We start from the raw sequence: 9,564 nt of genomic DNA on the forward strand, positions 1-9,564 counted from the left end.
GCCATTTACCGGCAGGACTTTTTTATGGTATCACAAAATACTCCTGATTTTGTTTGTTAATGATGATAACCCCGGGGCAAAAAGTTATACAGCAATGGTATAAGCAAAAAAGATGGCACCAATTCCCTTTTCAACAGGAAATGGAAGCAGGCTACCTGGGTGGCTATTCGGGTTTGTTAAATGCGCCTACCGGCAGTGGTAAAACGTTTGCCTTGTTCCTGCCTTTCCTGGCGGATTTTATAAATAAACACCCCGATTACAAAACGCGCCAGAACAATGGCCTGCAAATGCTCTGGATAACCCCGCTGCGTGCATTAACCAACGACATTAAAAAAGCCATGCAGGAGGTTTGCGATGACCTGCAGATACCCTGGAGAATCGCCACCCGCACGGGCGATACTCCGGCCGCCGAAAAACAGGCGCTAAAGAAAAAACTCCCCGAGGTATTACTTACCACCCCCGAAAGCCTTCACCTGATGCTGGCGCAAAAAGAATATCCAAAAATTTTTCAAAGCCTGCAGGTTTTGGTGGTTGATGAATGGCATGAATTGCTGGGCACTAAAAGAGGGGTACAGGTAGAGTTGGGGTTGAGCAGGCTAAAAGTCTTAAGTCTTGAGTCCGAAGTCAAAAGTCAGCATATCCAGGACTCCCGACTCAAAATCTGGGGCATCAGCGCAACCATTGGTAATTTAGAGCAGGCGGCTGATGTATTGCTGGGCAATAATTTCCCGCAGGAACAGATTAAATTAATCCGCGCTAATGTGGATAAGAAACTGGTTATACAATCCATTATTCCTGATAATATTGAAAATTACTCGTGGTCCGGGCATATTGGTTTAAAGCTATTGCCGCAGGTGATGAAGATAGTGGCTAAAAGCAATACTACCCTCATTTTTACAAATACCCGTTCACAATCAGAAATATGGTACCACGCCATTTTAGACAACTACCCAGAGTACGCGGGTATTATGGCTATGCACCATGGCTCGCTGGATAATGAGTTGCGTAACTGGGTAGAACAGGCTCTGCACGCCGAAGCTTTAAAAGTGGTAGTATGTACATCAAGTTTAGATCTGGGGGTAGATTTCCGGCCGGTGGATACCGTGATACAGGTAGGCAGCCCTAAAGGTGTCGCCCGTTTTATGCAGCGGGCGGGGCGCAGCGGGCACCATCCCGGGGCAATATCAAAAGCTTATTTTGTGCCCACGCATTCGTTAGAGCTATTGGAAGGGGCGGCGCTAAAGCAGGCTATTAAACAAGGCATCTTTGAGAGCCGCGACCCTATGCTGTTAACCATGGATGTGCTGATACAATATATGGTCACGCTGGCGGTATCAGAAGGCTTCAACGCTAACGAATTGTATAATGAGGTAACAACAACCTATGCTTTTGCCGATTTAAAGCGCAGCGAGTTTAACCAGCTGCTTGATTTCATTACTAACGGCGGCAAAACCCTGGCACAGTATGATGAATTTTTAAAGGTAGAGGTAGAGAATGGCCTGTATAAGGTAAACAACCGCAGGGTAGCCATGCGCCATCGCCTTAGTATTGGTACCATTACCAGCGAAATGAGCATCCGCGTAAAATGGCTGAGTGGCGGCAGTTTAGGTACCGTTGAAGAATCGTTTATATCAAAATTAAAACCGGGCAACACCTTTTGGTTTGCCGGGCGCAGTTTAGAGTTTGTGCGGATAAAAGAAATGACAGCCTACGTCAAAAAATCAAACTCAACAAAAGGGATGATACCAAGCTGGAACGGCGGGCGCATGCCTTTATCATCGCAACTATCAGCCGTATTCAGGGATAAGCTGGACGAGGTGGCCCATGGTATTGAAAAGGATGAAGAGGTAGTTGCTTTGAAACCATTGTTTGATCTGCAAGCGCAATTATCGCACTTGCCGCAGAGCCATGAATTTTTGATCGAGTCGTTCAAATCCCGCGAAGGGCATCACCTGTTATTTTACCCGTTCGAGGGGCGGTTGGTGCATGAGGGGATGGCATCACTGCTGGCTTACCGAATATCGCGCGTTAAACCCGCAAGCTTCTCTATAGCGATGAATGATTATGGGTTTGAACTATTAACCGATGAGGATATACCGATAGAACAGGCATTAGAGGATCTGGACTTTTTCTCTATCGATAATTTATTAGAGGATATACAGCATAGCTTAAACGCTAACGAGATGGCACGCCGCCGTTTCAGGGATATTGCCCATATAGGCGGCCTGGTATTTACCGGCTATCCCGGTCAGCAGGTAAAGAATAAGCATTTGCAGGCATCGTCGTCATTATTATTTGATGTATTTAGCGAATACGAGCCGGATAACCTACTGGTGCGCCAGGCTTATAACGAAGCATTGTCTTTTCAGTTAGAAGAATTTAGACTGCGGGCGGCGTTGCAGCGCATCATCACCCAAAACATCATATTAAAAATTATTGAAAGGCCCACACCATTTGCCTTCCCCATAATGGTTGACAGCCTGGGTCGTGAACGCCTGACCACCGAAAGCATGGAGGACCGCATTGCCAAGATGGCCCGACAGTACGGTGCCGAAGGGGTAGGTGGTAATGAAAGTAAAAAAGTGCGCAAGCCGGGAGTTACCCGGAAGAAAGGATTTTAACCCCTTGGCCAGAGAAATAATCCATTAAAAGACAGTATACAAATTTACAATATACTATTAGGAGTGTTCGAAAGATTTAATATGCTAATAAGTTCCCCTCTTGAGAGGGGGCGCGGTTGGCTGTGCGGCTGCAGGGGTGTGTTTAGCCGCCCTTGCGAAACACACCTAAAACTATCCTGGCAGGGTATATGGCAAAAGTGTTTAAAGGTGTTTCAAAGCGAAAAAAAGTGTTTCACACCAGGTGTTTCACCCAAATTTGCAAAAATTGACAAAATAGCATAAGCTACTTATTGTAAGTTATTTATATGTATTTACCTAAAGCTTTTGTACTGTTTCAAAGTGTTTCACTCATTTTGTCAAACTTCTATATATCAATAGGTTAACCTAAAAGAGTGTTTCATGTGTTTCATTATTTTGTGAAACACTATATCACCTTTTTATTGGGGCTAATACCCCGAGTCTGCTATTTCCATTGGCGGCATATAAGTTAGCCGCTTTTTAAAATAAACATCCCAGCTGCGTTGCTGCACATTGTCCTGCATGTGCCGGGTATCGGTATCATAATTTACAGTGAGTTGTTCGTATTTGGTATGTATGCGGTTAAATAAGGCGTTTGCTTCGGCCTGGTAGTTGGCATCAAAATGGGTACGGTTGGCTATACGCAATATTTCCTGCTGCTCCATATAGGCAATAATATAATGGCCCTGTTCATGATTGATTATCTCGGTAAGCATTTGCCGTGATTGTACACGCTTTCTATCCAGCCATGACTGGCTCCTGTCTAATACCAGCTTTACATCAAAAGATAAATTGTAATGATTATTCCCGGCCATTACATGGTAGCGGTAATCAATAAAACAATGTGTGTAAGCGATGGAATTATCGCCATCGGGTCGCGGGGCTCCCCTGAAATCGTTTAATGATAACCGGTGATAACCTTCTTGTGCGCTGGCTTTATTTAGCACGCAAAACAACAAGCCGGTGATACAAATCACCCTCACAAACCTAAATTCCATTGAGCCAATAGTTTAAATCCTACTTGCCTTTGACTTTGTCAGACTGCAAAAGGTTTAAGCTCATCATTTCTTTCATGGTTTGATGCATAGCATCGGTTGATCCATCAAGGAAAATAACGTTGCCCTGCGAGTTTTCGGCAAAGTGTTTTATAGATTCTGTCCACATGGTAAACAAAATAACCGATGTATCCATGTGGGCGGTTTCCATTTCTTTGGCGGCTACGGTCATACCCTTTGCCACTTCCTGGCGAAACAAAGCCACACCCTGCCCGCGCAGTTGCGAAGCCTGGCGCTCGGCCTCGGCAGATATTTTAATGGCGTTACCTTCGGCTTCGGCAGCTTTGGTTTTGGTAATTAACAAGGCCTGGCCCTCGTTTTCGGCAGCGGCCTTCAAATTGTTTGATGCTACAACCTGGCTCATTGATTTCATGATCACATCATCAAACGTAATATCATTCAGTTGCAGATCCTGCAGATGGTAGCCCCATGATTCCAATATCTGGTCCAATTGTTCTTTTACATGCTCAACAATATCGCGCCTTAATATTAATACTTCCGATTGTCGTTTGGTTGCCACAAACGCGCGTATAGAGCCTTCAACGGTGCGTATCAGCGCCTGCATCAGGTTACGTTCGTCAACAAACTTAAAAGCCACATTTTTTATAGTTTCTTCCTGCTGATCTAATACAGAATACAATAACATAGCTTTAAAGTAAACATTGGCCTGATCGAAAGTTACTGCCTGGAACTCCAGCTCTACCGACCTGTTCTGTATAGATATTTTAGAATATATAGCTTCGATAAGAGGTAATTTAAAACTTAGGCCGGGGGTTAATATGCGGCGGTATTTGCCAAATACAGTAATTACAGCTATGGTGCCTTGTTTAACGGTTACAAACGATGAAAATACAACTATCAGTAAAATAAAAACTATTAGTAATGAAACTATTTGGTCTGCCATGGCTTTATATTTAAATTAAATAAATATAGACTTATTTATTGAAGTGTAACCAAAATCAATATCAAATATGAATGTAAAACGAACCTTTGGAACCATATTAACTGTGCTGGGCATTATTGGATTAATCTATACAGGTGTCAGCATTATTCAACAAGCCGGTAGTATTACAACTTTAACAGTTGTGGGTATAATTTCCATACTCTTCTTTTTTACTGGCATAAGCCTTGTTCGTACTACAAAAGACGAGGCTTAACTGGCTGATAATTTACTCACCCATTCTCGATAGCTATTCGCACGGTTTCCTCTTCAGCAAGCGGTAAGCGCAGCGGTGAGGTGAGTAGTTGTTAGTATAAAATAAATAAATTGCAATATTCTTATTACGATAATGCCCGATTGTGCGTAATTAATTTCCCATTAAGGGATAGTTGGCTTATCCTCATCCTCCAAAATAATTGTAATAAAATTATTTGGCTATAGTTTAAATGTACATTGAAAATTGATGATGTTGGTTCGCTATTTGCTCTAACGATTGTACTTTATATTATAATTTAAAGGGTTATGAGCTCAAAAGTTGCATTAGGAATAGCATTGACATTAGCAAGCACAATAGGATTAATATATGCCACCGTTGCCGAAATGGAAGGATATGTACCGCATAGCCTCTTATTCGGAGTTATGTTTATTAGTGTTTTCGGTCTTTTTGCCGGTGTAGTTATGTTACATAATGAATTGGAGGGGATTTAACCAATATTCAAATTAAATAAAAAAAGCCCTTTCAGATATGAAGAGCTTTTTAATGGGGAAGTATTTTTATCTAATTATTTTCTTTACTGTCATCTGGTAAGGTGCCTACTCCCAGTTCATCTTTAAAAGCAGCTAATACGCGGCCCCCTTTGTAAAAATATCTGTTATAATAAGCATCATCGAGGCTGCTTATGGCTACTCCTTTTAAGGAGGCATGTGCAAACCGGTTATTACCTAAATAAATGCCAATGTGCGAGATACTGCGGCTATGAATTTTAAAGAAAACCAGGTCGCCTTCTTTTAAATCATCCTTGCTAACCGGGCTAACCATACTGAAGATATCGCGCGAGTTACGTTTAATGTCATAGTTAAATACCTGGCTATATAACTGTTTTGTAAATGCAGAGCAATCAACACCTTTTTTTGAACTGCCGCCAAAACGGTAAGGGGTGCCTATCCAGTCATAAACAAAATTAAAAAGCTTCATGTTTGACGTTGCAGACATTGCAACACCCATAATTTGCGATAAATAATCCTTTGCTAAACTTTCTTGCTCGTCTGTAGCCTTATCAGCAGGTTGATTTGGAACGATCTTTGTTTGAGCCTGAGCGGCTAAAACAAAGAAAAATAAGGCAATCGCCAATACTGTTTTCTTCATTTATTCCTTGTTTCGTTCTTGTTAAACGGACAAAGTGTCCATTATGTTGCACATTTTCGATAAGGTTGATTGCAAAACTATCCATTTTTTTCAAAACTCCAAACAAATAGGGCTTTTTAATAACACTTTTAAGTTTTCCACTATTGGGGATAAGATTGAGGTTAGAGATTGGTGATTGAAGATTAGAGATTAGTGGTTGCAGTTGGATATTAATACATAAATCACGCTTTTAACAATTGCATTAAAATCTTTTTTTAACCTTTTCGACTGGCTGAAAATCGACTAAAACCACGATAGGCCTACTCTTTAATCACTAATCTCCAATCTTCTCAAGAAAACTTCATAACAAATTCGTTGTAGTTTCGATAATTTGCAGGATATAATTAGATTTGCGCTTTCTACGTAAAAATTGGTTGTTTGACAAATGAGTTCAATCGAAATAAATAAAGACACTTATCTAAAGTGGTACGAGTCTATGCTTTTAATGCGCAAGTTCGAAGAAAAAGCAGGACAGTTATATGGGCAGCAAAAAATAAGGGGCTTTTGTCACTTATATATTGGCCAGGAAGCAGTATTAGCCGGAGCAATATCTGTATTAAAACCAGAGGACAGCATGATCACCGCCTATCGTGATCACGCGCATGCTATTGCCAAAGGTGTAAGCAGCAATTCTATCATGGCCGAGCTTTATGGTAAATCTACCGGCTGCTCAAAAGGCAAAGGTGGTTCCATGCACATGTTTAGCAAAGAGAAACACTTTTATGGCGGCCATGGCATTGTAGGCGGCCAGATCCCTTTAGGAGCAGGTATAGCCTTTGCAGAGCAATTTAAAGGCACCGAGTTTGTAAATGTAACCTACATGGGCGACGGAGCTGTGCGCCAGGGCGCGCTAAACGAAACCTTTAACATGGCAGCGCTATGGAAACTGCCGGTAATTTTCATCTGCGAAAATAACGGTTATGCCATGGGTACATCTGTTGAGCGTACTACTATACAAACTGATATTTATAAATTAGGCTTGCCTTATGGCATTCCTTCATCACCTGTTGACGGTATGGACCCGGTTGCGGTGCATAACGCTATGGACGAGGCCGTGCAACGTGCCCGTAAAGGTGAAGGACCAACGTTCCTGGAGATGCGCACTTATCGTTACAAGGGCCACTCGATGTCCGATCCGCAGAAATATCGTACAAAAGAAGAACTGGAAAGCTATAAAGCTAAAGACCCAATTGAAGCCATAAAGCAAGCTATTGAAAAAAATGGCTATGCTGATGAGAAATGGTTTGAAGATATGGACGCTAAAATAAAGGCCGAAGTTGACGAGGCGGTACAATTTGCCGAAGAGTCGCCATGGCCGGAAGCATCAGAATTATATACTGATGTATATGTACAAAAAGATTATCCTTATATTAAAGATTAATCTTACTAAATTTATTAAAAACCACTCATCATAAAATATGGCCGAAGTAGTTAAAATGCCCAAAATGAGCGACACCATGACTGATGGTGTAGTAGCTAAATGGCATAAAAAAGTTGGGGATAAAGTAAAATCGGGCGATGTATTGGCCGAGATAGAAACAGACAAAGCCACGATGGATTTTGAATCGTATCAGGATGGTGTATTGTTATTCATCGGTGTGGAAGAAGGGAAATCTGTACCGGTTGATGAAGTAATTGCTGTTTTAGGTAAAGAAGGCGAAGATTATAAGACCGCATTAGAAGGCGCCGCTTCACCTGCTTCTGCCGCAAAGAAAGAAGAAGAAAAGGCCCCCGCGCCTGCTGCTGATAAAGCACCCACCGCCGCTGCACCTGCCAAAATTGATACCTCAAAAATCCCTGCCACGGTTATTCGTATGCCTGCTTTGAGCGATACCATGACAGAGGGTATCATTAATAAATGGAACTTTAAAGTTGGGGATAAAGTAAAGTCAGACGATTCGTTAGCTGATGTGGAGACCGATAAGGCTACTATGGAAGTGGTGGGCTATGAAGCCGGCACACTTTTATACATTGGCCCCAAAGAAGGCGAAGCGGCCCCTGTTAACGGCATTATAGCTATTGTGGGTAAAGAAGGAACTGATATTACGCCTTTATTGCAAGATGCACCTGCTGCAAGCGCCGAAGCTAAACCTGCTGCCGGAGCCGCCCCTGCACCTGCTGCAGCAAGCGCGCCAGCCGAAGAGGCAGAAACCAGCTATAGCGACAGCCGTGTAAAAGCATCGCCATTGGCACGTAAAATAGCTAAGGATAAAGGGATAGACATTAATGCTGTAAAAGGTACTGCCGAAGGCGGACGTATAGTTAAGAAGGATGTAGAAGACTTTAAACCGGGTGCTGCCCCTGCAACTGCTGCAAGCGCGCCGGCCGCAGAAGCTGCACCGGCTAAAGCTACTGCTCCAATAGTGTTGCCAACCTTTACAGGCGAAGAAAAATTTACCGAGAAACCGGTTAGCCAGATGCGCAAGGTTATTGCTAAGCGCCTATCAGAAAGTTTATTTACCGCGCCGCATTTTTATGTAACCATGTCTATTGATATGGACCAGGCAATTGCTGCACGTAATAAAATAAACGAGGTTGCCCCGGTTAAAATATCATTTAATGATTTTGTACTGAAGGCCTGTGCTATTGCATTAAAGCAACATCCAACCATTAATTCATCATGGCTGGGCGATAAGATACGTACCAATGAACATATCCATATTGGCGTTGCAGTAGCGGTTGATGAGGGTTTATTAGTGCCAGTTATCCGTTTTGCTGATGGTAAATCATTGAGCCATATATCTGTTGAGGTTAAAGACTTTGCACAACGTGCAAAAGCCAAAAAACTACAACCGGCAGATTGGGAAGGCTCTACCTTTACCATATCAAACTTAGGTATGTTTGGTGTTGACGAGTTTACCGCGATTATTAACTCGCCTGATGCCTGCATATTGGCTGTTAGCGGCATACAAGCGGTACCTGTAGTTAAAAATGGCGCGGTAGTACCGGGCAATATCATGAAGGTAACTCTAAGCTGCGACCACCGTGTGGTTGATGGCGCAAGCGGTGCAGCCTTCCTGCAAACACTTAAATCGTTATTAGAAGAGCCGGTTAGGCTGCTGATATAGAGTCAAGAAATAAGATTCAAGAATCAAGATATAAAGCGATGGGTTTGGGCCTGTCGCTTTTTTTTGTTGTGGTAATTTTCATTCCTAACACCTATTGTGATAACATCAACAAACTAAGAACACCAACAATGGCTTGAATATTAAACAGAGGCATAGCCTCGACCTATATTATAACAACGGATTTTAATCCGTTGAATGTAGAAAGCAATAAGCAAAGAACCGTAGGTTCGGCCCATAAAATATGGATCGTGCCTACAGCACTCATTAATATACTTGTTATATGCCCAACGGATTAAAATCCGTTGTTACAATATTGATTGAGCCGATGGCCAATGTCATTAAGTTAAGATATTTGTCATCTCCTTTAGATTAGCTTCAGCAAAATAAACAGGTTATTATTATTGTTGAAGCTTTCTTTTTGCTTCTTTTTCTTTGTTAATAACCTCGATTTTTGTGG

The 9,564-nt window shown here is 42.2% G+C and carries 8 protein-coding genes; 5 read left to right on the forward strand and 3 right to left on the reverse strand.

Going from position 1 to position 9,564, the window contains the following annotated elements:
- The first annotated feature begins 59 nt into the window (after positions 1-59).
- Positions 60-2,621: a ligase-associated DNA damage response DEXH box helicase gene (locus tag JWR23_RS05865; protein WP_299514099.1), complete on the forward strand. Its 2,562-nt coding sequence runs from the start codon at positions 60-62 to the stop codon at positions 2,619-2,621.
- A 446-nt stretch (positions 2,622-3,067) separates the two neighbouring features.
- Here JWR23_RS05865 and JWR23_RS05870 read toward each other — a convergent pair whose 3' ends face one another.
- Together JWR23_RS05870 and JWR23_RS05875 are read right to left on the reverse strand one after the other, a co-directional pair.
- Positions 3,068-3,637, reverse strand: a complete 570-nt coding sequence (locus JWR23_RS05870; RefSeq protein WP_299514101.1) for a hypothetical protein — start codon at positions 3,635-3,637, stop codon at positions 3,068-3,070.
- 19 nt (positions 3,638-3,656) lie between these two features.
- A complete protein-coding gene (locus JWR23_RS05875; RefSeq protein WP_299514103.1) occupies positions 3,657-4,598 on the reverse strand; it encodes an SPFH domain-containing protein in 942 nt (313 codons plus the stop codon).
- A 67-nt stretch (positions 4,599-4,665) separates the two neighbouring features.
- Here JWR23_RS05875 and JWR23_RS05880 point away from each other — a divergent pair, with 67 nt between their 5' ends.
- Together JWR23_RS05880 and JWR23_RS05885 are read left to right on the forward strand one after the other, a co-directional pair.
- Complete coding sequence (locus JWR23_RS05880; protein ID WP_299500557.1) at positions 4,666-4,851, forward strand: hypothetical protein; 186 nt, start codon at positions 4,666-4,668, stop codon at positions 4,849-4,851.
- A 305-nt stretch (positions 4,852-5,156) separates the two neighbouring features.
- Positions 5,157-5,342 carry a hypothetical protein gene (locus JWR23_RS05885; RefSeq protein WP_299514105.1) on the forward strand — a complete coding sequence of 62 codons (186 nt, stop codon included), beginning with the start codon at positions 5,157-5,159 and terminating at the stop codon, positions 5,340-5,342.
- Positions 5,343-5,412: 70 nt separating this feature from the next.
- On the opposite strand, the gene JWR23_RS05890 is transcribed toward JWR23_RS05885, so the two are convergent.
- A complete protein-coding gene (locus JWR23_RS05890; protein ID WP_299514107.1) occupies positions 5,413-6,000 on the reverse strand; it encodes an NlpC/P60 family protein in 588 nt (195 codons plus the stop codon).
- A 424-nt stretch (positions 6,001-6,424) separates the two neighbouring features.
- On the opposite strand from JWR23_RS05890, the gene pdhA reads away from it, so the two are divergent.
- On the forward strand, positions 6,425-7,420 hold the full coding sequence (gene pdhA, locus JWR23_RS05895; RefSeq protein WP_299514109.1) for a pyruvate dehydrogenase (acetyl-transferring) E1 component subunit alpha: 996 nt from the start codon (positions 6,425-6,427) through the stop codon (positions 7,418-7,420).
- A 37-nt stretch (positions 7,421-7,457) separates the two neighbouring features.
- Complete coding sequence (locus JWR23_RS05900) at positions 7,458-9,107, forward strand: pyruvate dehydrogenase complex dihydrolipoamide acetyltransferase (protein ID WP_299514111.1); 1,650 nt, start codon at positions 7,458-7,460, stop codon at positions 9,105-9,107.
- The last annotated feature ends 457 nt before the right edge of the window (positions 9,108-9,564 follow it).

The organism is Mucilaginibacter sp. (genome assembly GCF_028288205.1).
GTDB lineage: Bacteria > Bacteroidota > Bacteroidia > Sphingobacteriales > Sphingobacteriaceae > Mucilaginibacter.